This window comes from Sphingobium sp. JS3065, from assembly GCF_026427355.1.
In the GTDB taxonomy this organism is placed as follows: domain Bacteria; phylum Pseudomonadota; class Alphaproteobacteria; order Sphingomonadales; family Sphingomonadaceae; genus Sphingobium.
This window is the reverse complement of record NZ_CP102664.1, coordinates 3,332,860-3,355,526: the sequence shown is the minus strand read 5'-3', so window position 1 is coordinate 3,355,526 and position 22,667 is coordinate 3,332,860. Positions and strand designations below refer to the sequence as shown.

Annotated in this window: 25 protein-coding genes; 16 read left to right on the top strand and 9 right to left on the bottom strand. The window is 65.4% G+C overall.

Going from position 1 to position 22,667, the window contains the following annotated elements; genetic code table 11:
* Nucleotides 1-34: 34 nt before the first annotated feature.
* Nucleotides 35-1,933, top strand: coding sequence for a glucans biosynthesis glucosyltransferase MdoH (gene mdoH, locus NUH86_RS16400; RefSeq protein ID WP_267250477.1), 1,899 nt, complete (start codon nucleotides 35-37; stop codon nucleotides 1,931-1,933).
* A 64-nt stretch (nucleotides 1,934-1,997) separates the two neighbouring features.
* Here mdoH and NUH86_RS16395 read toward each other — a convergent pair whose 3' ends face one another.
* The 8 genes from NUH86_RS16395 to NUH86_RS16360 form a co-directional block, all read right to left on the bottom strand.
* Nucleotides 1,998-2,642, bottom strand: a complete 645-nt coding sequence (locus NUH86_RS16395) for a FliA/WhiG family RNA polymerase sigma factor (RefSeq protein ID WP_416365371.1) — start codon at nucleotides 2,640-2,642, stop codon at nucleotides 1,998-2,000.
* 105 nt (nucleotides 2,643-2,747) lie between these two features.
* On the bottom strand, nucleotides 2,748-4,880 hold the full coding sequence (flhA, locus tag NUH86_RS16390; RefSeq protein ID WP_267250475.1) for a flagellar biosynthesis protein FlhA: 2,133 nt from the start codon (nucleotides 4,878-4,880) through the stop codon (nucleotides 2,748-2,750).
* A 9-nt stretch (nucleotides 4,881-4,889) separates the two neighbouring features.
* The gene (locus tag NUH86_RS16385) at nucleotides 4,890-5,711 is read right to left on the bottom strand and encodes a lytic transglycosylase domain-containing protein (protein WP_267250474.1); all 822 of its coding nucleotides are present in this window, start codon (nucleotides 5,709-5,711) and stop codon (nucleotides 4,890-4,892) included.
* Between the two features lie 159 nt (nucleotides 5,712-5,870).
* Nucleotides 5,871-6,179: a hypothetical protein gene (locus NUH86_RS16380; protein ID WP_267250473.1), complete on the bottom strand. Its 309-nt coding sequence runs from the start codon at nucleotides 6,177-6,179 to the stop codon at nucleotides 5,871-5,873.
* A 5-nt stretch (nucleotides 6,180-6,184) separates the two neighbouring features.
* On the bottom strand, nucleotides 6,185-6,466 hold the full coding sequence (flgM, locus tag NUH86_RS16375) for a flagellar biosynthesis anti-sigma factor FlgM (protein ID WP_267250472.1): 282 nt from the start codon (nucleotides 6,464-6,466) through the stop codon (nucleotides 6,185-6,187).
* A gap of 45 nt (nucleotides 6,467-6,511) precedes the next feature.
* Nucleotides 6,512-7,060, bottom strand: a complete 549-nt coding sequence (locus NUH86_RS16370) for a flagella basal body P-ring formation protein FlgA (RefSeq protein WP_267250471.1) — start codon at nucleotides 7,058-7,060, stop codon at nucleotides 6,512-6,514.
* A 63-nt stretch (nucleotides 7,061-7,123) separates the two neighbouring features.
* Complete coding sequence (locus NUH86_RS16365) at nucleotides 7,124-7,609, bottom strand: OmpA/MotB family protein (RefSeq protein WP_267250470.1); 486 nt, start codon at nucleotides 7,607-7,609, stop codon at nucleotides 7,124-7,126.
* Complete coding sequence (locus tag NUH86_RS16360; protein WP_267250469.1) at nucleotides 7,606-8,274, bottom strand: MotA/TolQ/ExbB proton channel family protein; 669 nt, start codon at nucleotides 8,272-8,274, stop codon at nucleotides 7,606-7,608. The genes NUH86_RS16365 and NUH86_RS16360 overlap by 4 nt, the downstream gene beginning before the upstream one ends.
* A 262-nt stretch (nucleotides 8,275-8,536) precedes the next feature.
* Between NUH86_RS16360 and flgB the strand changes: the two genes are divergently transcribed.
* The 15 genes from flgB (at nucleotide 8,537) to NUH86_RS16285 (ending at nucleotide 21,561) form a co-directional block, all read left to right on the top strand.
* Complete coding sequence (gene flgB / locus NUH86_RS16355; RefSeq protein WP_267250468.1) at nucleotides 8,537-8,905, top strand: flagellar basal body rod protein FlgB; 369 nt, start codon at nucleotides 8,537-8,539, stop codon at nucleotides 8,903-8,905.
* Nucleotides 8,906-8,907: 2 nt separating this feature from the next.
* Nucleotides 8,908-9,318 carry a flagellar basal body rod protein FlgC gene (gene flgC / locus NUH86_RS16350; RefSeq protein ID WP_267250467.1) on the top strand — a complete coding sequence of 137 codons (411 nt, stop codon included), beginning with the start codon at nucleotides 8,908-8,910 and terminating at the stop codon, nucleotides 9,316-9,318.
* A complete protein-coding gene (locus tag NUH86_RS16345; protein ID WP_267250466.1) occupies nucleotides 9,315-9,971 on the top strand; it encodes a flagellar hook assembly protein FlgD in 657 nt (218 codons plus the stop codon). Before flgC ends, NUH86_RS16345 begins: the two co-directional genes overlap by 4 nt.
* Before the next feature lie 36 nt (nucleotides 9,972-10,007).
* Entirely contained in the window at nucleotides 10,008-10,850 is an 843-nt protein-coding gene (locus tag NUH86_RS16340) for a flagellar hook-basal body complex protein (protein ID WP_267250465.1), read from the top strand.
* A 144-nt stretch (nucleotides 10,851-10,994) separates the two neighbouring features.
* Complete coding sequence (locus tag NUH86_RS16335) at nucleotides 10,995-11,735, top strand: flagellar basal body rod protein FlgF (RefSeq protein WP_267250464.1); 741 nt, start codon at nucleotides 10,995-10,997, stop codon at nucleotides 11,733-11,735.
* A gap of 67 nt (nucleotides 11,736-11,802) precedes the next feature.
* A complete protein-coding gene (gene flgG / locus NUH86_RS16330; protein ID WP_267250463.1) occupies nucleotides 11,803-12,591 on the top strand; it encodes a flagellar basal-body rod protein FlgG in 789 nt (262 codons plus the stop codon).
* 167 nt (nucleotides 12,592-12,758) lie between these two features.
* Nucleotides 12,759-13,373 (top strand): flagellar basal body L-ring protein FlgH, encoded by a 615-nt coding sequence (locus NUH86_RS16325; RefSeq protein WP_267252168.1) that lies wholly within the window; start codon nucleotides 12,759-12,761, stop codon nucleotides 13,371-13,373.
* A 14-nt stretch (nucleotides 13,374-13,387) separates the two neighbouring features.
* Nucleotides 13,388-14,485 carry a flagellar basal body P-ring protein FlgI gene (locus NUH86_RS16320; RefSeq protein WP_267250462.1) on the top strand — a complete coding sequence of 366 codons (1,098 nt, stop codon included), beginning with the start codon at nucleotides 13,388-13,390 and terminating at the stop codon, nucleotides 14,483-14,485.
* The gene (locus NUH86_RS16315; RefSeq protein ID WP_267250461.1) at nucleotides 14,485-14,799 is read left to right on the top strand and encodes a rod-binding protein; all 315 of its coding nucleotides are present in this window, start codon (nucleotides 14,485-14,487) and stop codon (nucleotides 14,797-14,799) included. Before NUH86_RS16320 ends, NUH86_RS16315 begins: the two co-directional genes overlap by 1 nt.
* On the top strand, nucleotides 14,796-16,136 hold the full coding sequence (flgK, locus tag NUH86_RS16310; protein ID WP_267250460.1) for a flagellar hook-associated protein FlgK: 1,341 nt from the start codon (nucleotides 14,796-14,798) through the stop codon (nucleotides 16,134-16,136). The genes NUH86_RS16315 and flgK overlap by 4 nt, the downstream gene beginning before the upstream one ends.
* Before the next feature lie 17 nt (nucleotides 16,137-16,153).
* On the top strand, nucleotides 16,154-16,999 hold the full coding sequence (locus tag NUH86_RS16305) for a flagellin (protein ID WP_267250459.1): 846 nt from the start codon (nucleotides 16,154-16,156) through the stop codon (nucleotides 16,997-16,999).
* A gap of 222 nt (nucleotides 17,000-17,221) precedes the next feature.
* A complete protein-coding gene (gene motA / locus NUH86_RS16300) occupies nucleotides 17,222-18,085 on the top strand; it encodes a flagellar motor stator protein MotA (RefSeq protein WP_267250458.1) in 864 nt (287 codons plus the stop codon).
* Nucleotides 18,086-18,088: 3 nt separating this feature from the next.
* Nucleotides 18,089-19,144: a flagellar motor protein MotB gene (locus NUH86_RS16295; protein WP_267250457.1), complete on the top strand. Its 1,056-nt coding sequence runs from the start codon at nucleotides 18,089-18,091 to the stop codon at nucleotides 19,142-19,144.
* A 444-nt stretch (nucleotides 19,145-19,588) separates the two neighbouring features.
* The gene (locus NUH86_RS16290; RefSeq protein WP_267250456.1) at nucleotides 19,589-20,704 is read left to right on the top strand and encodes a GNAT family N-acetyltransferase; all 1,116 of its coding nucleotides are present in this window, start codon (nucleotides 19,589-19,591) and stop codon (nucleotides 20,702-20,704) included.
* Nucleotides 20,701-21,561 (top strand): cupin-like domain-containing protein, encoded by an 861-nt coding sequence (locus NUH86_RS16285; protein WP_267250455.1) that lies wholly within the window; start codon nucleotides 20,701-20,703, stop codon nucleotides 21,559-21,561. The genes NUH86_RS16290 and NUH86_RS16285 overlap by 4 nt, the downstream gene beginning before the upstream one ends.
* Here the strand turns inward: NUH86_RS16285 and NUH86_RS16280 are convergent.
* Entirely contained in the window at nucleotides 21,539-22,594 is a 1,056-nt protein-coding gene (locus NUH86_RS16280) for a GNAT family N-acetyltransferase (RefSeq protein ID WP_267250454.1), read from the bottom strand. The two genes, NUH86_RS16285 and NUH86_RS16280, sit on opposite strands and share 23 nt — an antisense overlap.
* Nucleotides 22,595-22,667: the final 73 nt, after the last annotated feature.

Sequence of the window (22,667 nt, the reverse complement as noted above, 5' to 3'; positions counted from 1 at the left end):
CTGGTGAAGGTTTCCAATCCAAAATGGGACAGGCATGAAAGCAACGGGCGGCATGCATAGCGATCAGGCGAGCGGATCGGCGCCAGGCCGGGCGTTCGAACATCTGCCGCCGGAAAGGCCGTTGGCCATGCCCGTGCAGGATTTCGCCGCGCCCCCCCGCGACGTGCCGCATCGCCCCTTCAACATCGACCTTTGGTCCCGGCGGACGCTGGTCGTGCTGCTGGCCCTGCTGCCGGCATCCATGGCGGCGCATGAGATGCGTCGATCGATCGGCCTGGACGGCATTTCAATGTGGGAGGGGGTTTACCTGGCCCTGTTCATCCCGCTGTTCGCCTGGATCGCCTTCGGCTTCGCCACCAGCCTGATCGGCTTTCTGCTGCTGACCATGGGCAAGGGACAGGGCGTCCGCCCCTATCGCGCACGTCCTGCGACGCCGCTGCGCAGGCGGACCGCCGTGCTGCTGCCGGTCTGCAACGAGGATTTCCAGGGCGTGCTGGGCCGCCTGTCGGTCATGGAGCGCTCCCTGGCGCAGGTGATGGGCGGGGAACGCTTCGAATTCTTCATCCTGAGCGATTCCAACGCCGACAATGGCGAGATCGAGCGCACCGCCTATCTGAAGATGCGCAAGGGCTTTTCCCGTCCCGTCCATTATCGGCGGCGCGCGCTGAATATCGGCCGCAAGCCGGGCAATATCGCGGAATGGGTGCAACGCTTCGGCGCGGCTTACGACACTATGATCGTGCTGGACGCTGACAGCGTGATGAGCGGCCAGACCATGGCGCGCCTGGCATCCGATATGGAGCGGCATCCCCATGTCGGCCTGATCCAGACCGTGCCGTCGATCGTCGGGGCCACGACCTTCTTCGCCCGCTGGCAGCAATTCGCCAGCCGCCTCTTCGGCCCGATCTCCGCCGCCGGCATGATCTGGTGGGCGGGATCGGAAGGCATGTTCTGGGGCCATAATGCGATCCTGCGGACCAAGGCCTTCGCGCAGAGCTGCGGCCTGCCCGAACTGCCGGGCCGCGCACCCTTCGGCGGCCATATCATGAGCCACGACATGGTGGAGGCCGCACTGCTGCGCCGTCGCGGCTGGGACGTGCATATCGTCATGGCCGACGACAGTTTCGAGGAATTTCCACCCTCCCTGCCCGATCTCGCCACCCGCGACCGGCGCTGGTGCCAAGGCAATATCCAGCATGTTCCCCTGCTCACGAAGATCAAGGGCATGCACCCGGTCAGCAAGTTCCAGCTTTTTGTCGGCGCTTCGGCCTATTGCACCTCGCCGCTCTGGCTGGCGCTGATGCTGGTGGTGCTGGGCGGCGCGGCGTCGGGCGTCTGGCCGCCAAGCGCGATCCTGCCCTCCGGCGGATTGCTGGCGCTGACCGCCGTGCTGCTGTTCGGGCCGAAGCTGCTGGCGCTGCTCTGGGCGCTGGCCGATCCGGCGCGGCGCATCGGCTTTGGCGGCGGCGTCAGGATGGTGCGCGGGGTGATCGCGGACATCGCGCTGTCGATCCTGATGGCGCCCGTCAGCATGCTGACCCAGACCATCAACCTGTTCGGCATAGCGATGGGCCGCAAGAGCAGTTGGAACGGCCAGACCCGCGACCGCGACGGCATGGCGATACTGCCCGCGATCTGGCTGTTCAAATGGCATATAGTGCTGGGCGCGGGGCTGACGCTGCTGGCGGTCAAGTCCGGCACGTCGCTCGGCTGGATCATGCCGGTGGTGGTTGGGCTGGCGCTGGCGCCCCTATTCGCTGCCTTCACGGCACGCAAGGATCTGGGCGCGCATGTCGCGAAAAGCGGGCTGTTCCAGGTGGCTGAACCCTGGTGGCGGACGCAGAATTATCAGAAGACGCGCTATCGCCAGCTTCAACTGGACAATGCGAAGCCGCCCTTCGATGGATTGTCCAACCCGGCGAACGATAGCTGACCGTTAGAAGATCATGTTCCTGCGAAGGCGGGAGCACGGTGCGCTTAATGGCTCCGTCGAAAATTCAATCCCAATCGCGCAGCTTCTCGCGCAATTTGTCCAGCGCCGCCTTCTTGATCTGGCAGACCCGCGCCGCGCCGATGTCCAGCGTCACGCCGATTTCGTCGAGATTGAGTTCCTCGACGAAATAAAGCTGAAGCACCAAAGCCTCGCGCTGCGGCAATTCACCGATGCATTTGGCCAGCGCGCCTTTGAGCGACTCCCGCTCCATCACATCGTCGGCGCGGTCCTCGACATCGGCGAACCACATGGACTGGTCGGAATAGACCTCATCCATGCTGGTATGCTGCACCATCTCGCAACTGTCGGCCACTTCGCGATAGGCGGCGGCGTCCAGCCCCATCTCCACGGACATTTCCGATTCCAGCGGCACACGGCCCAGCTTCTGCTCCAGCCGGTTGCGAATGCCCGCCAACTGCTTGCGCTGCGCCATGGCTGATCGCGTCATGGTCGCATGGCGGCGCAGATGGTCGATCATCGCTCCCCGCACGCGCATCTGCGCATAGGAGGCGAAACCCAGGCCGCGATCCTCGAAGCCATTGGCCGCCTCGACCAGCGCGACCATGCCGATCTGGAGCAAATCCTCGATCTCTATGGCGCTCGATACGCGGCCATGGACATGCCAGGCGGTCTTGCGCACCAGGGGCATATAGCGGCGCGCGAGCTGTTCGGGGGAATTGGCATTACCGGTGCGGCCATAGGTGTTGGCATCGGAACCGGCGACGACCCTGTTCATATACATTGGTCAGGCTCCTCAGGCGACGCGCTCGCGGGCGGCGGACTCTCTGGGCAAGGGATCGTGGCGCGGCGCGGGCCGCTGCTCGCCGCCGACCACGGCGACGACTTCCACGCCCTTGCCATCGGGGATTTCCAGGAAGGACAGTACCGGCGTCTCCGGCAGATGCGGCTTGAACAGGCGGGCCAGCGCGCGGCGCGCGACCGGCGACGTGACGATGGCGAAGTTGCGCGCCTGCCCCAGCAGCGGGCGGGCCGCCGTCACCACCGCCTCTATGATGCGGTTGGCGAGCGCCGGTTCGATCGGGTGACGGGCATCGCCCGCGACGCGCATCGCCTGCGCCAGCAGCGCTTCCAGATCGCCGTCCAGCGTGATCACCGGCAGCGGCATCTTCACCGGCACGAGCCCCTGGATGATGAGCGAACCGATGCGCTGGCGCACCGCTTCGACCAATTGGTCGAGGTTCATGTCCGGACGAGCCGCGTCGACCATCGCCTCGCAAATGCGGCGGAAATCCTTGAGCGCGATGCCCTCCGCCAGCAGGGCGCGGCAGAGCGCGCTGATCTGCGTCAGGTTCAGCAGGCCCGGCGTCAGGCCGTCTACCAGTTGCGGCGCGGCGTCCTTGAGGTTGTCGAGCAGCTTGCGCGCTTCGTCCAGGCCGAACATCTCGCTGGCGTTCATGGCGATGAGCTGGTTGAGATGGGTGGCGACGACCGTCGGCGGATCGACCACGGTATAGCCCGCGACCACCGCTTCGCTGCGCTTGGCGGGCGAAATCCACACGGCGTCGAGGCCGAAGGTCGGGTCTTTGGCTTCACGGCCGGACACCGTGCTCTCCAGCGCGCCGCTGTCGAGCGCCAGCAGATCGTCCGGAAAAATCTCATCCTCGCCCACGACGACACCCGCGATGGTGATGCGATACTGATTCGGCTCCAGCGCCAGATTATCCTTCACGCGGACCATCGGCACGACGAAGCCCAATTCCTTCGAAAGCTGGCGGCGGATGCCGGTGATGCGGGCCATCAGCGGCGCGCCCTTGCGCTCGTCCACCAGCCCGATCAGGCCATAGCCGATCTCCAGCCCCAGCACCGCGCCATCCGACACGTCATTCCATTCGATCAGCGCCGGGTTCGGCGGCGGAGCGGCGGGTTCAGGCTCGGCAGCCTTGCGCTGGCTCGATTTGCGGAGCTGCCAGGCGATGCCTCCCGCGACCGCGGCGGCGGACAGGATGATCATGTGCGGCATGCCCGGCAAAATGCCCAGGAAAGTCAGGATCGCCGCCACCGGGATCCAGGCCTTGCCCGATCCGAACTGGCTGGTGATCTGGCCGCCCAGATCCTGTTCGCTGCCGACCCGGGTGACGATGGCCGCCGCCGCGATGGAAAGCAGCAGCGCCGGAACCTGCGCGACCAGCGCGTCACCGATGGCAAGAACGATATAGGTTTGCGCGGCGTCTCCAATCGACAGGCCGTGGCTGACCACGCCCAAGATGATGCCACCGACGATGTTGATCGCCAGGATCAGGATGCCCGCGACCGCGTCGCCCTTCACGAATTTCGAGGCGCCGTCCATGGAGCCGTAGAAATCCGCCTCGGTCGCGACTTCGCGGCGGCGGACCTTGGCTTCTTCCGGGGTCAGCAGGCCCGCGTTCAGATCGGCGTCGATCGCCATCTGCTTGCCGGGCAAGGCGTCCAGGGTGAAGCGCGCCGACACTTCCGACACGCGGCCCGCACCCTTGGTGATGACGACCAGGTTGATGATCATCAGGATCGCGAAGACGAAGATGCCGACGACATAGTCGCCGCCGATCAGGAAATGGCCGAAGGCTTCGATGACATGGCCTGCCGCGTCCGACCCTTCATGCCCCTGCACCAGCACCACGCGGGTCGAGGCGACGTTCAGCGCGAGCCGGAGCAGCGTCGCGAACAGCAGCACCGTCGGGAAGCTGGAGAAATCGAGCGGTTTCGCGGCGTTCAGCGCCACCATCAGCACGGCCAGGCTGATCATGATGTTGGTGATGAAACCGATGTCCAGCATGAACGCAGGCACCGGCACCATCATGAACAGCACGACCATCAGCGTGGCGATGGGCAGCACCGCCCCCTTGGCGGCGCTCATCCAGATCTTCGCTTTGACTTGGGCGGGTGTCATATCGGGCCGTTACCTTCCGAGGGTGGCGAGCATGAGATAGGCGAGGCGCGCCGTCTGCGGTTCCGGCCGGACGGTGACGTCGGCGGCGGTCGCAAGGCGCTGGGTTTCGATCCGCACATAGTCGGCGGGCTGCACGGTCTTCGCGCCGGAGGGCAGCGCATTGTCTACATATTGAATGTCGCCGCCGTCGATCGAATCGACACCCTTCTGAAGCTTCGACGCAAAGCGGTCGCGGATTTCGGCGAAGCTGCGGGCATTGCCCTGACGGTCGTAGAAGATCGAACGGTTGGCCCGCGCCGCCGCCGGGAACATCGATGCGGCGGACGCACCGGGCGCGCGGTCGTTCATGGCAAGGAATTTGCTTGCCCCGCCAACCCCCAGGAAATGCGCCATGTAGAGATCGACCGGCTCGGCCTCGCGGCCCAGGCGCTGTTCCAGAGTGGCCTTGTTGTCGGCGGCATGTTCGGCGGCCATGACGGAGGCGGTTTCGGGATGCTTGCGCAGGTCCAGTATCTGCTGGCGGAGATCGGGGTCGGACACATGATAATGGCCGTTGCTGCCCCGGCTGATCGCGTCGGCGGCCCAGCCCAGGCCATATTCGCTGCCATGCCGGTCGATGACCGCCAGCCAGCTTTGATCGACGAACTGGTACAGCCCGGTCGCGGACGAAGTCGTCGCGCGGGCGGTGGGGTTCAGGCTGCTCTCGATCTTGGCCTGCCCCAGCAGATAGGCGAAGTCCACGCCCGTCCTGCGGCTGGCCATGGCGATTGCGTTGGTCACGCGATTGCCCGCCGAAGCGCCTGTTGCGGTGATGTCTGCGAAAGCCGACACTGGTTGCTCAAATCCCCGTTGCTATCGGGGGTCTTTAGAGCAAGGGACGTGCCAAGATTTGGTTAACGCGCGCTCATAATTCACTTTTCCGCATTCGATACGACGCAAAAAAGGCGCCCATGGGCGCCTTTTCGGAAACATGCGGAAAATGGCGGTTTTTTAGCGGCCGTAGACCAGCGGCGCGGTTTCCGCGCCCTGAGCGGCGAGAATGGTCAGCCGCTGATTCGCATGATCCGCGAGCAGGTTGGTGCGAATCCGCGCGGATTCGATCAGGGGCTGCAAAGCCTTCAGCCGTTCGCGCACCGCCGCATCGGAACGCCACACGCCAATGGCGCGGACGGCGGAGGCGGCAGCGGCGATCCGGTGGGTCGCGCCCTCTATCGCCGCGACGTCCGTGCCGTCCAGCACCGCCCGCAGCTCCTCGAAAGCCGCGTCCAGTTCATCCAGCGCTGCAAGGCCGAGCGGCATGGAATTCAGTCCGCGACCGGCAGGTCGAGCGCGATCATACGGTCGGCAATGGCCGCCGGATCGACCGGATAATTGCCCGACGCAATCGCAGCCTTGATGGCGGCCACGCGATCCATGTCGACCGGCGCGCCTTCCGCCGCCATGCGGGCAGCGGGGCTGGCGGAACTGGCCGAGGCAGATGCGCTGGCCGTCGAACCGGCCGACGAAGCGCGCGTCGTCTTGCCGCCTTCCTTCAGGCGGGTCGCCTCCAGGGCGGCGCTGATATTCTGGCCGACAGACTTAATCATGATTCCATTCCTTCACTCGTCCCGCACAGCTATATACGGACGAGTTCAAAAATTATTAAATCCCGGAACACGAACTATTCCCATTTCCACCACCTGCGCCAGAATCGGCGCGGCTTTCTTGTCCTCGCGCACGCGGATCGTCTGACCCACGGCACCATCCTCGTCCGCGACCATCATGCGCGAGACGCTGAAACTGGCATTGCCCGCCATCAGTTGGACGGGGTCGCCCTTCTTCACGACGGCTTCCCTGGCGATGGGACGCGCAGCGGGAGCATAGCGGGCGACCGGCCCGGCAGCAGCCGCAGCCCCACCCGCCACCAAAGGCACGCGGATGCGCCAGCCCAGGGCATCGCATTTGACGATGGCCGCGCCGAAGACCGGGCCGTCGACGCCGGGCGTCGTGGGGCAGGCGGCCAGACGCAGCCGCCGGTCCACCGGAGCGATGGGGCCGCCCGGCTCGCCGATATTGGCGCCGACGGTCATCGCGACCAGACTGTCGATACGGTCCAGATTCTCGAACTTCTGCTGCGCCAGCGCAGGATCGGACGCCGATATGGACAGCGCCAGAAGGAGGATCTTGGGGAAATTCGTCACGGTTTCTCTCCGATGAAGCGGACAGCGTTAACCACGACTTACGCAACTATCGTGCCAAATAGCCTACTTATCCGGCATGACGCGGAGGACCTGCCCCTTGCCCGAAGCGCCATCGCGCTGGTCCAGCCCCCGAATGACCAGCCGGTCCCGGTCGACGCCATGGCTCTTCAAGGCCCGCGCCACCGCGCCCAGCCGCGCCGCCGCCAAATCCCATGAATCGAAGCGCTGCCGGCCCGGATCGGTCCCCTGGCTGCTGACCTCCAACCGAGTCCGGCCCGAAGCGAAGCGCCCCGCCAAGGCCGCCAGACGCGCCTCTCCCGCTGGCGTGAGCAGCGCCTCACCCGGCAGGAACAATTCGGACGCCCGTATTTCCGTGGCCTTGGCAGGCGCTCGTCCGCCGAACTGCTGACGCACCTGCACCAACATCGCGTCCCGGCGCTGTCCACTGGCCTGGAGCATCACGAAAAAACCGAGCAGCAACAGCAGCAGATCGGCAAAGCTGATCGCCCAGCGGCTGCGCCGGGCGCCGGAGAATGCCTGGATATTCATGCAACCTCGCGGATCGAGGCGCGGCGCGTCGGCACATTTTCCCGCCGGGCAATCGCCGCCATGCGGTCCGCCACTTCCTTCTGCCAGGCCAGTTCACGCTCCGACAGGTCGGCCAGCCGCGCGGCGATAGGAGCGGCCACGATATTGGCGATCACGACTCCGTAGAAAGTGGTGAGCAGGGCCAGCGCCATGGACGGCCCCAGCTTGGCGGGATCGTCCATGCCCGCGAACATGCCGACCAGCCCGATGATCGTCCCCGCCATGCCCAGAGCGGGCGCGGCATCGGCAATCGAAAGCCAGACGTTGCGGGCGCTCGCATGCCGCTGCGCCCGGTCGGCCAGGGACTGCGCCGCCCATAGCTCGAACTGATCGGTCTTCTCGCAATTGGCGAGCTTGCGCGCCGCCTGGGTCAGGAAGGGATGGGCGGTCTTGACCCGATCCGTGCAGGCCAGGCCGCGCAGTTGCGCCACCTGATCGATCCTGAGCAGCGCCGCCCGCGCCGCGTCGCGATCCCTGGCCGGATCGGCGCTCAGCAATGGCGCCAGCGCCGCGAAGGCGCGGCCCAGCGCCCGCCCGCCATTCTGGAACAGCGCAACGATCCCGATGCCGGCCATCATCGCCAGCAAGGTCAGGGGATCGAACAGATGCGCCAAGATACCGACCATATCACCGTCCCCAATTCGCCCTTCCGGCCATGCGGCAAAGCCCTGCCACCGACCGGCAAATTTCTGCCGCCCTTGCCGTAATGCCCATGCGACCCCCCGGATTTCCGCCATTTCCGCCTTGCCGATGCGTCACCCACGCAAATTGGCACGGCTTTTGCGTATATCGGACTGGATCAGCCGCGGTTCACGCCATCAGGCCTGAGAACGGCGGCTGGATTGGAAGTTTTAGGCCCGGCAGGGCGAAAAAACGGAAAGATTTGAAATGCCGCTGGAAGACGGATTGTTCGGGATACATGGAAAGGCGCTGGCGCTTCGCTCGCAGCGGCTCTCCCTGCTCGCGTCCAACATCGCGAACGCCTCGACCCCCGGCTACAAGGCGCGCGACATCGATTTCGAGTCCGCGCTGAAGGAAGCCACCACCCGGCAGGGCAAATCCGCCGCCGACGTGTCGCAGGCTGTCGACGACAGCATGGGTTACCGCGTGCCGCTCCAGTCGAGCCTGGACGGCAATACCGTCGAACTCAGCACCGAACAGACCTTGTTCGCGGAGAACGCCGTCAAATATCGCACGACCCTCTCCTTCCTGGAGGGCCGCATCAACACCATCAACCGCGCCCTGAAGGGAGAATGAGCATGAGTGGCTCCGGTCCCATGAACGTCTTCGACATCGCTGGCCGCGCCATGAGCGCGCAGTTGGTGCGCCTCAACGCCACCGCGTCCAACATGGCGAACGCGGGCAATGTCACCGGCAGCGCGGCGGAGGCCTATCGCGCGATCAAGCCGGTGTTCCAGTCCGTCACCGACAGCCCCGGCGTCTCGACCGTCAAGGTCCAGAATGTCGTCACCACCAATGCGCAGCCCACCAAGCGCCACGACCCCAACCATCCGCTGGCCGACGCCAATGGCGATGTATGGGAAGCCGCCGTGGATAGCAGCGCGGAACTGGTCGACATGATCGAGACCGCCCGCATGTACCAGAACAACGTGCAGGTGCTGAACACCGCCAAATCCCTGATGCTCGAAACCATAAGGATCGGCAAATGACGACCACGACCGCCACCGACAGCGCGGGCCTGTCCGTCTATAACCCCTATGCCAAGGTCGGCACGGGCAAGTCGGAAATGGGCCAGGCGGATTTCCTGCGCCTGCTGACCGCGCAGATGCAGACGCAGGATCCGTTCGAACCGGTCGATAACGCGCAGATGGTCGCTCAAATGGCGACCATCACCAACAGCAGCGGCATCGCCGAAATGAACCAGACGCTGAAGAATCTGGCTTCGGAAATGAGCGGCAGCCGTTTGGGCGACGCGGCAAGCTGGATCGGCAAGTCCATGCTGGTGCAGAGCAATATCGCCGCGCCGGACGCCGCCGGCCAATATATGGGCCAGGTCAGCTTCGCCGCCCCCACCAGCGGCGCTTCGGTCGACCTGATCGACGGCAACGGCAATGTCCTCAAGACCATCGACCTGGGCGATCAGCCCAAGGGCGACATCAATTTCTATTGGGACGGCAAGGACGAAGCCGGAAACACCATCGCCACCGATGCGCTGAAGATCAAGGTCAACGGCGCCAGCCCCAGCCGCGTCGCGAGCTGGGCCACCATCGCAGCCGTCCAGTCACCCGCTGACGGCAGTTCATCGAAACTCATCACCCCATTGGGCAGCTACAGCCCGTCCGACGCCATTTCTCTCGCCTGATTCAACCCAGTATCCTTTCACCCAAGGAGCAACGCCATGTCCTTTTACATCTCGCTTTCCGGCCTGAAGGCCGCCCAGACCGACCTGTCGACCACGGCGAACAACGTCGCCAACGTCAATTCGACCGCCTTCAAGAAGAGCAAGGCCGTGTTCGGCGACATCTTCGCCGCCGCACCGATGCAGACGACCACGCAGGTCGCGGGCCAGGGCGTCCGCACCCAGGGCATCAGCCAGCAATTCACCCAGGGCACGATTGAAACCACCGACAAGACTCTGGACCTCGCCATCACCGGCGAAGGCTTCTTCACGGTGAAGCGCAGCGCGGACGACCAGATCGGCTATACCCGCAACGGCGCTTTCTCGGTCGAGGAAGACCGCTATGTCGTCGACACCACCGGCGCCCGGCTTCAGGTCATTCCTCTCGATCCGACGACCGGCGCGCCTACCGTGACCGGCACGCTCACTCCCGCGTCGCTCACCGACCTCAAGATTCCGACCAACTGGCCTGATGGCGGCACCGGCAACCAGTTGACCAGCGTCGGCGTGTCGGAAGAAGGCAAGATCACCGGCGTCTATGCCGATGGATCGACCGCCTATCTGGGCGCGACCGCCATCGCCGCCTTCAACAGCCAGGAAGGGCTACGCCAGAGCGGCGACGCCCACTGGACCGCCACCAACGCCAGCGGCGCGCCGATGCTGGGCACCGGCAACAGCGGCCTGTTCGGCTCGGTTCGTTCGGGCGCGCTGGAACGTTCCAACGTCGACATCACCGAAGAACTGGTCAACCTCATCTCCGCCCAGCGGAACTTCCAGGCGAATTCGAAGGCGATCGAAGCGGCCAACACGCTGTCGACCACCATCGTCAACATGCGGACCTGATAATTTTCCGTTCGGGCTGAGCGAAGTCGAAGCCCGCCGCTGAGCAAGGCGAAGCGCTTCGGCGCCGCCTCAGCAGTGCCCTTCGACTTCGCTCAGGGCGAACGGGTTGGATTAACGGTCACCCGCAAGGAACAGGACTCACCCATGGACCGGCTCGTCAATACGGCACTCACTGCGATGCGCGGCGCGATGGCGCGGCAGGCGGCGATCTCCAACAATCTGGCGAACGTCAACACCACCGGCTTCCGCGCCGAAATCGCCAATGCCGAGACGCGCTGGATCAAGGGCGACAGCCTCAACACGCGGGCGCAGGCATCCGAACAGGTGGTCGCCGCCGACATGGCGCAAGGCGCGGTCACCGAAACCGGCAATCCGCTGGACGTGGCCATGAACGGCGATGCGATGCTCGCCGTGCAGGGTCCGGACGGCGGCGAAGCCTATACGCGCCGGGGCGACTTGAAGATCACGGACAGTGGCCTGCTGACCACCGGCGACGGCCTGGCCGTGCTGGGCGAAGGCGGCCCCATCACCCTGCCGCAGATGGACAGCATCTCCATCGCCAGGGACGGCAGCATCTGGGGCGTGCCGCAGGGCGGCGACCCCGCCAATCCGCAGCAGGTCGACAAGCTGAAGCTGGTCAGCCCGGTCGGCTCCAGCATCGCCAAGGGCACGGACGGCCTGTTCCGCGAAGTGAATGGCGGCGCGCTGCCCGACGATCCGCTTGCCAGCGTGACCGGCGGATCGCTGGAAGGATCGAACGTCAACGCCACATCGGCGCTGGTGCAGATGATCGAGGCCAGCCGCGCCTGGGAAACCCAGGTCAAGATGATCGACACCGCCAAGCAGTTGGATGACGGCGGCGCTTCGCTGATGCGCCTGGATTGATGGTTAATATTGGCACGGCTCTTGCTTTTCAATGAGCAAGCCTGACGGCCCTACGGAGATTTGAGCCATGACCAACGCAGCCCTTCACGTCGCCCGCACCGGCCTTGACGCGCAGAACACGAAGATGCGCGTGATCGCCAACAACCTCGCGAACGTCAACACCACCGGCTTCAAGCGCGACCGCGCCGATTTCGAGACGCTGGCCTATCAGCAGATCGTGGCGGCGGGCGCCAACAGCGACAGCGAGAACAAGTTCGCCACCGGCCTCAATCTGGGATCGGGCGTCGCGTTGCAGGGCACCAGCAAGATCAACGCGCAGGGCACGCTGAACCAGACCGGCAACACGCTGGACATGGCGGTCGAGGGGTCGGGCTATTTCCAGGTGCAGCAGCCCGACGGCTCCATCGCCTATACGCGCGCGGGCAATTTCACGACCACGGCGGAAGGCGTCGTCGTCACCAGCGAAGGCCTGCCGCTGATCCCGCAGATCACCGTGCCGGAAGGCGCGACCAGCATCACCATCGGCAATGACGGCACCGTCTCCGCCACGCTTCAGGGCCAGACCGAACCGACCCAGCTTGGCCAGATCGAACTGGCCAGCTTCATGAATCCGGGCGGCCTTCAGTCGGTGGGCGGCAATCTGCTGAAGGAAAGCGCCGCCAGCGGCACGCCGCAGGTCGGCGTCGCTGGGCTGGACGGCCGGGGGGCGATCCGCTCCGGTTATCTGGAAACATCGAACGTCAATGTCGTGGAAGAGCTGGTCGACATGATCGAAACCCAGCGCGCCTATGAGGTCAATTCCAAGATGATCAAGGCGACCGACGAAATGCTCCAATACGCCAACCAGCAGTTGTGAGCCTGACGATGCATAACCCCATCCAAGCGTTCGGGCTGAGCCTGTCGAAGCCTTCCACTGAGCCTGTCGCAGTGGCCTCCCTCTCGGTCGGCCGCATCCTTCGACTTCGCGCAGGACGAACGGCAATTGCCGGCGTCCTGCTCTGCGCCCTCGCCGCCGCCCCAGCCATGGCCGGCAAGAAGCGCGATGCCGAGCGGCAATTTTATGCCCCCTCGGTCGTTGCCGCTCCTGCCGCCCCGGCGGCGAACGGATCGATCTTCCAGGCGTCGATGGGCTATACCCCGCTGACCAGCGGGGCGCGGGCGACCAGCGTGGGCGACATCATCACCATCGTGCTGGTCGAACGGACGCAGGCGACCAAGAGCAACAGCGCCGACACCAGCCGCGACGGCAGCATCGCGCTGACGCCGCCCAGCACCGGCCCGCTCTCCAAGCTATTCTCCGCCAGCGACATCGGCTCCAGCGGCAGCAACGCCTTCACCGGCAAGGGCGCCGCCACCCAATCCAACGCCCTGAATGGCGAGATCACCGTGACCATCGCAGCGACCTATCCCAACGGCACGATGCTGGTGAAGGGCGAAAAGGCGCTGACGCTCAACCGCGGCGACGAATTCATCCAGATCAGCGGCCTCGTCCGTCAGGCAGACATCGGCCCGGACAACCGCATCGCATCGACCCGCGTGGCCGACGCGAAGATCATCTACACCGGCAAGGGGGAAATCGCCCGCGCCAGCCGACAGGGCTGGTTGCAGCGCTTCTTCTCCATGATCAGCCCCTTCTGATGGACATGCACGCCATGACCCGCCTGTTTCGTTTCCTCCTCCCCCTGCTCGCGCTGCTTGCGGCTCCCGCCCATGCGGAGCGGATCAAGGATCTGGGCACATTCCAGGGCGTGCGTCCCAACCAGCTCACCGGCTACGGCATCGTCGTCGGCCTTGCGGGCACGGGCGACGACAGCCTGGACTATGCGACGCAGGGCATGAAGGGCGTCGTCTCGCGCTTCGGCCTGACGCTGCCGCCAGGGATCAATCCGGCGCTCAAGAACGCGGCGGCGGTGCTGGTGACGGCGGACCTGCCCGCCTTCGCCAAGCCCGGCCAGCGGCTGGACGTCACCGTCTCGGCGCTGGGCAAGGCCAAGTCGCTGCGCGGCGGCACGTTGATCATGACCCCGCTGCGCGGCGCGGATAACGAGATTTACGGCATGGCGCAGGGCAACCTCGCCGTCGGCGGCCTGGGCGTTTCCGGCGCGGACGGCAGCCAGGTGTCGGTCAACATTCCCTCGGCGGGCCGCATTCCAGGCGGCGCGACGGTCGAACGCGCCGTCGCCACCGGCTTCGACACCGCCCCAACCCTCACCTTCAACCTGTCGGAAGCCGACCTCACCACCGCCCTGCGCGTGGCGGACGGCATCAACCGCACCTTCGGCGATCGTCGCGCCAGGGCGACGGACGCGGTTTCGGTCTCCATCGACGCAGCGCCGGGCGCGACCGACCGCATCATGATGATGGGCCTGATCGAGAATATCGAAGTCTTGCCCGCCGATGCGCCCGCCAAGGTCATCGTCAACGCCCGCACCGGCACCGTCGTCATCAACGGCGCGGTGAAGATCCACCCCGCCGCCATCGCGCACGGCAAGATCACGGTCAGCGTCAACGAATCGCCCCGCGTCGTCCAGCCCGCCCCCTTCTCGCGAGGGCAGACGGCGGTGGAGCAATCCAGTTCGATTTCGATCGATCAGGAAAAGCGGCCGATGATTAATTTTAAAGGTGGCGCCTCTCTGGCCGATATAGTCAAGGCGGTGAATGCCATCGGCGCCTCCCCCGCGGACATGGTCGCGATCCTCGAAGCGCTCAAGCAGGCAGGCTCGCTCAAGGCTGAACTGGTGGTGTTGTGATGCAGATTGGTGCGACCTCGGCAACGACGGCCCGGACGGGCGGCGCGCAAAGCAAGGCGAGCCTGGAAAAGGCGGCGCAGCAGTTCGAGGCGATCTTCCTGCGCCAGATGATGGGCGCGATGCGCTCGGCCAGCCTGGCCGAGGGCATCAGCGATTCCAGCGCCACCGATCAATTCCGCGACATGGCCGACGCCCGTACCGCCGACAGCATGGCAGGCCGGGGCACGCTGGGCATCGCCGAGATGCTGATGCACCAGTTCGGGGCCAGGACCGGCGCATCCACGCCCGCCAGCCCCACGGATAAGGCGGAATGAGCGACCTCTTCATCATCGGCGCCTCCGGCACAAAGGCCTATCGCACCGCCATGGCGGCAGTGTCGGAGAATATCGCCAACGCCAGCACCGAAGGCTATTCGCGCCGGTCGGTGACGACGGTCGAGTCCGGTTCCTCCACCGCGACCATGGCGGTCTATATTTCCCGCGCCAATTTCGGCGGCACCGACGTCAAGAGCATCAACCGCGCCACCGATCCCTATCTCGACGCGACGGTGCGCTACACCAACACGCAGCTTGGCAGCGCGGTGGCGCGGATGCGCTGGCTGACCGATTCGGAAACGGCGCTGAACGACACGGAAACCGGCGTCGGCCAGCTCATGACCGGCATGTTCCAGAATATGGACAAGCTGGCCGCCAGCCCGAACGACAATTCGCTGCGCGTGACGACGCTGGACAGCATCAGCCGCGTCGCCCAGGCCTTCAATCAGACGGCGGCGGACCTGACGCAAGTGTCCAGCGGCATCTCGACCGAGGCGCAGGCGTCCGTGACCACCATCAATCAGGCGCTCTCCGCACTCGCCGACATCAACAACAGCCTGTTGCGCGCGCAACCGGGCACCTCGGCCTATGCGCAACTGCTCGATGGCCGCGACGCGGCGCTGGGCACGCTGTCGTCCAACCTCAATATCGACGTCAGCTTCGGCGCGCATGACCAGGCGCAGGTGACGCTGAACGGGCAGACGCTGGTGCAGGGCGACAGCGCCACCACCCTGGCGCTCACCACCAATGCCAACGGCACGCTGACACTGGCGACGAGCGGCGGCACCGCCCTTGCCGCGCCGACCAGCGGCGCGCTGGGGGGGCTTTTTTCCGCCGCCGTTACGGTGGCCGATCGCCGCGCCAGCCTGGACACGCTGGCGCAGCAGTTCGTGACGAATATGAACGCCTGGCATGGACAGGGGCTGACCGACGGCAATCCTGGCACGGCCGGCGCGGCGCTGCTGTCCGGAACCAGCGCCGCAACCGTCACCGCGCTGATCAGCGCCCCCGCCCAGCTTGCCGTCAAATCGTCGGACGGCACGCCGAACGGCAATCTGCTGACCGTATCGACCGCATTGCGCGGCAACGGCAGCGTCGAACAGGGGTGGACCGCGCTGATCGCGACCCACGCCAACCTCCTCTCCTCCACCAAGGCGGAACAGACCACGGCGCAGAGCCGCAGCGACCAGGCCGTCGCCGCGCGCGAAACGGTCAGCGGCGTCGACCTGGACATGGAGGCGGCGGACCTGCTGCGCATCCAGCAGGCCTATTCAGGCTGCGCGAAAATCCTTCAGGTGGCGAAGGAAACCGTCGACGCGATCCTGCAGATCATCTGAAGGGCAAGGAACCGAACATGGTAGGCATCACCAACAAGACCCTTCTGGCGGAAATCCGTCGTCAGCAGCAGCTTTCCCAGGACATTGTTGATGGCCAGACCGCCATTTCGACCGGCAAGACTCTCACCAAGCCGTCGGACAACGCGCTTGCCTGGGTGCAGGTGTCGGACATCGGCCGGGCGCAGGCGCAGCAGGCCGCATGGCAGTCCAATGTCAGCACGGGCGCGGCCCGCGCCAACACGGCCGAAGCCAATCTGGGCGAGATGAACGCGCTGCTGACCCGCGCGCAGGAATTGATGACCCGCGCCCGCAACGGATCGCTCAACACCAACGACAAGACGGCGATCGTCCAGGAAATGACGACGATTCGCTCAACCATCGATTCGCTGCTAAACCAGGAAGACTATAGTGGCGTCCCCGCCTTCGACGATGGGCAGAGCGTGCTGGTTCCGGTGAGCCGCGGCCTCAACCTGGCGGTGGTCGGCACGCGGCAGGAAGTGTCCGAAGGGATCATGGTCAACGGCACGCCCATGACGCTGGACGCCATATTGGCCCAAAGCATCACGGCGCTGCAAAGCGGCGTCGACGCCGACGTCGCCACCGCGCTGGACGCCATCAAGGCGGGGCAGAACCATGTCGTGCTGGAACAGACCAAGCAGGGCGTGCGCAGCGACCGGCTGGACGTGATCGCCACGCGCCTCACGGATGTCGACATCGACCTCAAGGAACGGCGCGACGATCTGGAAGCGACCGACCTGACCGAAGTCATTTCCTCGGTTTCCGCCAAGCTGCTCCAGTTGGATGCGGCGCAGTCCGCCTTTGCCCGGATCAACCGGCAGACGCTGTTCGACCTGATCAAATAAGCGAAGTTCCCAAGCGCCCCGTGTTCCTGCCTTCGCAGGAACACGCTGCACTTTGGACGAACTGGCTGAAAGGGAAGCGTTTCCGGTCGAAAACATCGCCACCCTTTTTTCGACCGGCGCCCTAAATCACATCCTGACCAAGCCGTATTAACCAATCGAGAGCGTCGTTCATGCGATGCTTCGATCAAGACGGCGCCTTCGGGCAGAATTTCGGGGATAATCATGTTCGCAATCATCGGCCTGGTCGTGCTGCTCGCCATGGTGTTTGGCGGCTTCATCTTTACAGGCGGCGACATCGGCCCGGTTCTGCACGCCCTGCCCCACGAAATGCTCATCATCGGCGGCGCGGCGGTCGGGGCGCTCATCATCGGCAATTCCGGGGCGGACCTGAAGGCGCTGGTCGGCGGCCTGGCCAAGGTGTTCAAGGGGCCGAAATACAAGAAGCAGGATTTTCTCGACTGCATCTTCCTCGTCTCCAAGCTGATGAAGACGTTGCGCGTCGAAGGCCCGGTGGCGCTGGAACCGCATATCGAGGATCCGGCCAGCTCCGCCATCTTCTCCGAATATCCGCGCCTGATGGGCGACAAGACGCTGATCCACCTGATCAGCGACACGCTGCGCCTGGTCGTGGTGTCGTCAGGCACGCTCGACCCGCATGCGGTCGAGGAGGTGATGGATAATGCGCTCAAGACCCATCATCATGAATCGCTGAAACCCGCCGACAATCTTCAGGGACTGGCCGACGCGCTGCCCGCGCTGGGCATCGTCGCGGCGGTGCTGGGGGTGGTCAAGACCATGGGCTCGATCGACCAGCCCCCGGCGGTCCTGGGCGCCATGATCGGTTCGGCGCTGGTCGGCACATTCCTGGGCGTGTTGCTGGCCTATGGCATGGTCAATCCCTTCGCCAATCGCTGCCGCGCCGTGATCGAGGCGGACGGGTCCATGTACCATGTCGTGAAGCAGATCATCGTCGCGTCGCTGCATGGCCATCCCCAGCCGCTGGTGATCGAAGCGGCGCGCTCCAGCCTGACCCATGCGAACCAGCCGGCCTTCGCCGAAGTGTTCGACGGCATGCGGGGCAAATAAGCCATGGCGGACAAGAAACGCGGCGCGAACGAGCCGGAACCCCGGCCGATCATCGTCAAGAAGATCGTCGTCGAGGGCCATGGCGGCCATCATGGCGGCGCGTGGAAGGTCGCCTATGCCGACTTCGTGACGGCGATGATGGCCTTCTTCCTGCTGATGTGGCTGCTGGGCGCGACCACGGAAAAGCAGCGCAAGGGGCTGGCCGACTATTTCACGCCGACGCTGGTGCAGGTGAAGGAAGGTTCGGCCGGGTCGAACGGCATGTTCGGCGGCGACAGCATGACGGCGAAGGAAAATTATCCGACCACGGGCGGTCAGGGCAATCTCGCCATCACCATCCCGCGCGATGCCAGCGGCACGAAGGATCAGGGCGGCAAGGCCACCAAGGCGGCTGACCGCGCCAAGTTCGAATCGATCAAGAAGGAACTGGAGGCGCGCATGGCCAAGCGTCAGGGCATGGCCAGGCTGCGCAAGAATATCCGCTTCACGGAAACCCGCGAAGGGCTGCGCATCGACCTGATCGACGAGGCTGACTTCGCCATGTTCGCCATGGGCACGGACCGCCTGCTGCCGCAGGCCCGCGGACTGGTGGACGAGGTCGCGAAAACGATCCGGACCATGCCCAATCCGCTGATCGTGCGCGGGCATACGGACGGCCTGCCCTACAGTTCCGGGCAGACGATGAACAACTGGATGTTGTCGTCCGCCCGCGCCGAAGCGACGCGCAAGGCGCTGGCCGCCAGCGGCATCGGCAATGACCGCTTCGCCCGGATCGAGGGCGTGGCCGACCGCGAGCCTTTCGCGAAGGGCGATGTCTATGACCCGCGCAACCGGCGCATGTCGATCATCCTTGGGTGGAGCCGTGGCGCGGGAGGCGGCGCTTCGGACGAACAGGCCGACGCGGAAACCAGGGCGGCGATCAAGGAACGCGACAACCCGCTGACCGTGGCCCAGGCCGAATCGCAGAAGCTGGACATGGGCGGAACGGCCCTGCCGGCGGGGGCGCAGTTGATCAATCCCACGGCCAAGGGAACATCGAGCAAGCCGGGCAAGCATTGAGGGTGAATGACGGCTTGGGGTGAAAAGCGACCCTCTCCTGTTCCTCCCCATCAAGGATGGGGAGGGGGACCGCGCGAAGCGTGGTGGAAGGGAAATACGCAGGTCGTGCCATTTCCCCTCCACCAGCCTTCGGCCGGTCCCCCTCCCCACGCTTCGCGTAGGGAGGATTTTGATAAACCCCACTCAAAATAGGTGGCCCGCCAGCAACAGCCTCCCCAAAAAACATCCTATTCCTCCGACAGGCGTCCATTTCGGCCTGTCCTATTCCACCCCACCGCCCTATCCCCCACCCCTCTTTGAAACGTGCGATGAAAATCCGCCTCGCATACGCGCGCCCAGGCACGCGCGCGCATATGGTGTGAACTTCGACGCAAAACCGCCAAATTTTCCCCTGTTCGCCTGCAATTAGCCTTTCCCTAATCATTGCTGGATATGGCCGGAACCATGGACATGGCTTCCCATCCTGCCCTGACAAGCGCGCACGCCTATGCGCCGGTGCAGCGCGCGCGCTGGGCCGCGCTGGCGGACGAGGCGGCGGAAGCCAATGCCTTCTACATGCCCGAAATGCTGTGCGCGGCGCTGGATCATCTGGCGGGCGGCACGACGGTGCGCGTGCTGGAGGCGCAGCGGGACGGCGACCTGATCGGGCTGATGCCGGTGGTGGTCGCGCCGCGGCATGGGCGGCTGCCGCTACGCTGCGTCACCAACTGGATGCACGACCATTGCTTCTTCGGCGCGCCGCTGATCCGGCGGGGCGAGGAAGTCGCGGCGTGGCGCAGCCTGCTTGGACAGTTGGACGAGGCCCCCTGGGCACCCGGCTTCCTGTATCTGCGCGGGCTGGATGCGGCGGGGGCGAATGCGGCGGCGCTGGAGGCGCTCTGCGTCGAACAGCGGCGCGGACGGCATGAGGTGCATCGCTACGACCGCGCGATGCTGCGGTCGGAACTGGATGCCGACACCTATTGGGAAACCCATGTGCGGGCCAAGAAGCGCAAGGAATTGCGGCGCCTGCAGAAGCGGCTTGCGGAACTGGGCAGGGTCGAAAGCCGGTTGCTGGTCGATGGGGCGGAACTCGCGGCATGGTGCGGGGAATTTCTGGCGCTGGAGGCTTCGGGCTGGAAGGGCAGCGAAGGATCGGCATTGGCCTGCAAGGTCGATGACGCGGCTTTCTTCCGCACCGCCTGCGCGGCGGCGTTCGAAAGCGGACGGCTGCATTTCCTGCGCATGGACCTGGATGGCCGGGCGATCGCGATGCTGGTCAATTTCCGGCATGGCGAAGGCGCCTTTTCCTTCAAGATCGCCTTTGACGAGGCGCTGGGACGCTTTTCGCCGGGTGTGCTGATCGAGATCGCCAATCTGCAAGCGGTTTTGAGCGATCCGGGCATCGGCTGGATGGATAGCTGCGCGGCGGTGGACCATCCGATGATCGACAGCCTATGGGGCGAGCGGCGGACCATCACGCAATATCGGATCGCGCTGCGCGGTGCGGGGCGGAGCTTGGCCTTTGCATTGGCCAATGGCGTGGAGGCGCTGGGGCGTCGACTGAAGGGGCAGATATGAACGCGGTAAGCACCATCGAGGCGGCGGTGTTTCCGGAAGGGGCGCGGGCGGCTTTTACGGCGGCTTATCCTGACCGGGCGGCGAAATTGAGCCATGGGTTGGCGGGGCATGCGTTGCTGACGCTGGAGGCTCTGGCCAGCCTGGCGGAACGGATGCCTGCCGCGTCTGTGGAATATAATCTGGGCAAGCTGCCGCTGGGCGTGCGGGCGGAGGATACGCCCTCCAACGGGCTGACCCTGGGCGAGACGATCCGCACCATCGAGACCAACGGCAGCTGGGCGGTGCTGAAGAATGTAGAGCGGGATGCGGCTTATGGCGCGCTGCTGGACCGGGCGCTGGCCGAACTGGCCCCGCTGGTGGAGCGGGAGACCGGGCCGATGCTGCATCGGGAAGCCTTCATCTTCCTCTCCTCGCCCGGCAGCGTGACGCCGTTCCACATGGACCCGGAGCATAATATCCTGCTCCAGATCAGGGGCGAGAAGACCATGACCGTCTTTCCGGCGGGCGATGAGCAACTGGTGCCCGCCGTGCAGAGCGAGGCGTTCCATGCGGGCGGGCATCGCAATCTGGACTGGCGGGACGGGTTTCGGGACCGGGGCATGGCGGTGACGCTGCTGCCGGGCGACGCCATCCATGTGCCGGTGAAGGCGCCGCATTTTGTCGAGAACGGGCCGTCGGTGTCGATCAGCCTGTCCGTCACCTGGCGGTCGGAGCGGAGCGTGGCCGAGGGTGAGTTGCACAGCCTGAACGCGATGCTGCGGCGGCGCGGGCTGCCGGTCGGGCGGATCGGTGCAAGGCCGGAGGCGCAGGGGATGCGGCGGATGGCCTATCGGATCATGCGGAAGCTGGGCGTCTGAGGAGTTTCCGGAGCCACGCTTCGGCTTCGAGGCGGGGGCTGAACCGGTCGATCTGCCACCATTCCAGCACCTCCTCGCCGGTGGCGAGGCTTTGCTTGTAGCGGTCCTTGCCGGCCAGCAGGGAATAGAGGTGGAAGCCGCGTGCCGCATAATGATCGACGGCGGCGGCGTGGCAAAGCAGGCCGGGCTTGTCCTTGGCGGTGCGAGGGGCGGCGAAGGCGGACTGATAGTTCATCGCCGTGTCGTCGTGGAGGAAATTGAGGAGCAGGCCGACTGTTCCGCCGCTGTCGGTGAAGCGGAGGAGTTCGACAGCCCCCCCCCGGTTTGCGAGCGTGGCGGCGAAGCGGCGGAAGGCGGGGTCATCCCAGGCATTGTCGGCGTGGCGACCGGCGTTGAGGGCCTGCATTTCCTCCAGCCATGGCGCGATGTCGGCTGGGGTGGCCCTGGCGATGCCGGGAAGTGCGCCGCCATGGTCCTTGATGGCGCGGCGGATTTGGCTGCGGCTGTTGGAACTGAGCAGCGACAGATAGTCGGAGGCGCGGACGGCCTCGAGATCGACCTGATAAACAGGAGAGCGGTCGATGCGGGTCTTGCGACGGGCGGGGATTTTAAGAAGCGGGGAGTCCGGGGCGATGCCGCCGAGGCGGAGGGAGCGCCAGTCGTTGCGTTCTTGCAAAGCCTTGAGGGCGGCTTCGGTCGCTTCCTTTTCATGGCCCTTGGCAATCAGCAGGCCATTATATTCGATGAAGGGGCGGTCGGCGGAGGCGTCGCCCGACTGGTTGAGCGACAGGGTGGCGATGCGGCCCAGCAGGCGGGGCTGCATGATGTGGCCGAACAAGGCGAGCGCGATGTCCTTGCCTTGCCCATCGGTGACGGCGAGCAGTTCGGGGCGGACGCCGTAGCTTTCCAGCCAGGCGCCGGTCCAGGTCCAGCCGAGGAAGAAGCTGGCGGCGGCGCGGGATTCCAGCGCCTGCCAGCGGGGGGCCAGGCTCGCCAGGTCGGGCAGGCGGGTGAACTGGGCGGTAAGGGCCATTGCGAGGCCCCTTTTGGCAGAGCGGCGGTGGGGGTCAAGGCTGGGGCTGGCTCGGGAGTTGGGCGGAGGGTGC

Bases quoted from the DNA above. Each gene is read 5' to 3' on its own strand.
- mdoH (WP_267250477.1), top strand. From the start codon at position 35: ATGAAAGCAACGGGCGGCATGCATAGCGATCAGGCGAGCGGATCGGCG.
- NUH86_RS16395 (WP_416365371.1), bottom strand. From the start codon at position 2,642: ATGCCCCTGGTGCGCAAGACCGCCTGGCATGTCCATGGCCGCGTATCG.
- flhA (WP_267250475.1), bottom strand. From the start codon at position 4,880: ATGACACCCGCCCAAGTCAAAGCGAAGATCTGGATGAGCGCCGCCAAG.
- NUH86_RS16380 (WP_267250473.1), bottom strand. From the start codon at position 6,179: ATGCCGCTCGGCCTTGCAGCGCTGGATGAACTGGACGCGGCTTTCGAG.
- flgM (WP_267250472.1), bottom strand. From the start codon at position 6,466: ATGATTAAGTCTGTCGGCCAGAATATCAGCGCCGCCCTGGAGGCGACC.
- NUH86_RS16365 (WP_267250470.1), bottom strand. From the start codon at position 7,609: ATGAATATCCAGGCATTCTCCGGCGCCCGGCGCAGCCGCTGGGCGATC.
- NUH86_RS16360 (WP_267250469.1), bottom strand. From the start codon at position 8,274: ATGGTCGGTATCTTGGCGCATCTGTTCGATCCCCTGACCTTGCTGGCG.
- flgB (WP_267250468.1), top strand. From the start codon at position 8,537: ATGCCGCTGGAAGACGGATTGTTCGGGATACATGGAAAGGCGCTGGCG.
- flgC (WP_267250467.1), top strand. From the start codon at position 8,908: ATGAGTGGCTCCGGTCCCATGAACGTCTTCGACATCGCTGGCCGCGCC.
- NUH86_RS16345 (WP_267250466.1), top strand. From the start codon at position 9,315: ATGACGACCACGACCGCCACCGACAGCGCGGGCCTGTCCGTCTATAAC.
- NUH86_RS16340 (WP_267250465.1), top strand. From the start codon at position 10,008: ATGTCCTTTTACATCTCGCTTTCCGGCCTGAAGGCCGCCCAGACCGAC.
- NUH86_RS16335 (WP_267250464.1), top strand. From the start codon at position 10,995: ATGGACCGGCTCGTCAATACGGCACTCACTGCGATGCGCGGCGCGATG.
- flgG (WP_267250463.1), top strand. From the start codon at position 11,803: ATGACCAACGCAGCCCTTCACGTCGCCCGCACCGGCCTTGACGCGCAG.
- NUH86_RS16325 (WP_267252168.1), top strand. From the start codon at position 12,759: ATGGCCGGCAAGAAGCGCGATGCCGAGCGGCAATTTTATGCCCCCTCG.
- NUH86_RS16320 (WP_267250462.1), top strand. From the start codon at position 13,388: ATGACCCGCCTGTTTCGTTTCCTCCTCCCCCTGCTCGCGCTGCTTGCG.
- NUH86_RS16315 (WP_267250461.1), top strand. From the start codon at position 14,485: ATGCAGATTGGTGCGACCTCGGCAACGACGGCCCGGACGGGCGGCGCG.
- flgK (WP_267250460.1), top strand. From the start codon at position 14,796: ATGAGCGACCTCTTCATCATCGGCGCCTCCGGCACAAAGGCCTATCGC.
- NUH86_RS16305 (WP_267250459.1), top strand. From the start codon at position 16,154: ATGGTAGGCATCACCAACAAGACCCTTCTGGCGGAAATCCGTCGTCAG.
- motA (WP_267250458.1), top strand. From the start codon at position 17,222: ATGTTCGCAATCATCGGCCTGGTCGTGCTGCTCGCCATGGTGTTTGGC.
- NUH86_RS16295 (WP_267250457.1), top strand. From the start codon at position 18,089: ATGGCGGACAAGAAACGCGGCGCGAACGAGCCGGAACCCCGGCCGATC.
- NUH86_RS16290 (WP_267250456.1), top strand. From the start codon at position 19,589: ATGGACATGGCTTCCCATCCTGCCCTGACAAGCGCGCACGCCTATGCG.
- NUH86_RS16285 (WP_267250455.1), top strand. From the start codon at position 20,701: ATGAACGCGGTAAGCACCATCGAGGCGGCGGTGTTTCCGGAAGGGGCG.
- NUH86_RS16280 (WP_267250454.1), bottom strand. From the start codon at position 22,594: ATGGCCCTTACCGCCCAGTTCACCCGCCTGCCCGACCTGGCGAGCCTG.